This is a genomic window from Actinomyces urogenitalis DSM 15434, assembly GCF_000159035.1.
GTDB classification, from domain to species: Bacteria; Actinomycetota; Actinomycetes; order Actinomycetales; family Actinomycetaceae; genus Actinomyces; species Actinomyces urogenitalis.
Map to the genome: position 1 here is coordinate 1 of NZ_DS999574.1, position 2,040 is coordinate 2,040.

The window sequence follows — 2,040 nt, forward strand, 5'->3', positions numbered from 1 at the left end:
TTACGGTCTTGCCTTTCATTTCGCCGGTGCCCTTGTTGGCATCGTAGCTAACAGCGGCAGTTTCGAGTGTCTCGCTGGCCGGTTCTGATTCAAGCGGCTGTTCTTCAGTGGGAATTAGTCCGCCATTATCTTTTGCTTTTGCCGTGACAGTTCCACCAACTTCGATGTCTTCAACTTTCAGAGTAATCACGCCGGTGTTCGCATCAACCGTTGCACCATCTGATGTCCACGTGGTCTTACCGGAAGTTTCGTCTACGGTTCGAGTTGCAGTGACGGTTTTTTCCGCTCCTGAAGCATCCTTATAGGTGACGGTGTAGGACGCCAAGTCGGTATCATCACCCGGGTTTTCATAGGCTGGCGGGGTAATAGTTACCTCACCCTTATCCGTATCTACCGCAATCGCAGGAGATTTCGGAGCGATATTTTTTACCAGATCTTTGGCAGGGATTTTAGTGACTTTGGCTCCATCGTTTACTTTATAGGTTCCATCGGCATTTTTTGCATATGTCGGATTGCCGTCATTATCCCAATTAGTTTCCACATCATTAGGACTGATTATTGTAACGTTTCCGTCTTTATCAAATTCGATAAATGCAGGATCGTTAATAAAACCAGTTCCATCGGGAAGTTTAGATACGTCATTTACCGTATTGGCGTCTCGAATAGCTTTATCGATGGCTTGTCTATCGGCATCCGTTAATTTGTGAGGATCTCTCACGGCGACTTTGTCGGGGGTTGTTATTACCGGCTCAGACTTCGCGCAAGAACGGAATTTATGTGGCTCTTTGACAACGATACCGAACTCTGTTCCGAGTTTTAAATCGTTAACCTTATCCGTGATTGGGAAAGTAACTTTTTTGCCGTCAACGGTTACTGCTTGAGACATCTCTTCTGAGTTAGATTTGTCCACTATACAGCTTCCATTTTGGGAAAAATTCCTGTCCTCTCCATCGGTAAATTGTTTGACAAAAATAAATTTTGTTCCTTGGGCAACTTCTTTAGCAAATGTAACGATAATCTGGCCGTCTGTCACCTGGACTTTTCCTATTATCGGAGCCACAGATGTTTCTGTTACCTGTTTGATTATTACGTCCGGAGCTTCAATTTTTCCGGAGGTTGATCCATCTTTATAGGTCACTTCATAGTAGGCATGGTCCGTGTAATCGATAGTGAATTTAATTTTGTCAAGGCTAAAGTCGTTCGCAATGTCCGGATTAGCTTTCTTCAGCATTTCAATAGCTTCTGCTTGCTCATCCTTATTTACAAGGTTAGCGTCCGGGTGTTCAATCCAGATTTCTCCTACCGGCATTTTGAGCTTGTCTTTATTCTCAACTGCCATTGATGACTGAGCTTTGGCGGTTGCCACAGCAGATGTGGCGCCATTAAAAGTTTGATAGGCAGTGACGGTATCGCCTTCTGCAACAGTAACGCCGGCAGGTAGATTTACCTTCCAAGTAGATCCGCTCGTGGGCGTAACGGAAACAGTGGCTTTTTCGCTACCATTCTTATCTTTTAATGTCACATATACAGTCCCTCTTACAGTCTTTCCATTAACTCTTCCTCGTTGTAATTTACCGCCGGAAATAGTTGTGGCGTCTACAAAGACTGGGAAAATGGTCGGTGTATCTACAGTTGATTGGCGCACTGGTTGATCAACAATCTCCGGCCCAAGCTCTAGACCATCGCCCGACTGGGTATCAGTTTCAACTTCTGGAGCGCTTACTGGCGCCGGGCTGACGCTTTGTTCGTCAGCCTGGGAGCTCATATGCAGATCCTCAGCTTGAGCCAAGGACGGGGTCGATAGCGTGAGACCCAAAGCGCAGGCCGAGGTTACGATCAGAGATTTTCTAAAAACGTGAGCTGGTTTAAGCAACGCTCTGCCGGCAAGCGCTATAAAAGAACCGGGCACGCCCTTGGGGTTGCGCATGAGAACTTCCTGTCCAGTGTCGCTAGTTGAATCTACTCTTATAAAGTACCACTGCTTTACCCACAAGACCAGCCCGTTGAGCTCAGATAGGTGGTTTCACCTACAGGAATATA

The 2,040-nt window shown here is 46.2% G+C and carries 1 protein-coding gene; it reads right to left on the reverse strand.

Features of this window, described 5'->3' with window-relative positions; genetic code table 11:
• On the reverse strand, positions 1-1,927 hold a 1,927-nt coding region (locus tag HMPREF0058_RS11915), incomplete at its 3' end, for a hypothetical protein (RefSeq protein ID WP_081449163.1).
• Between the last annotated feature and the right edge of the window lie 113 nt (positions 1,928-2,040).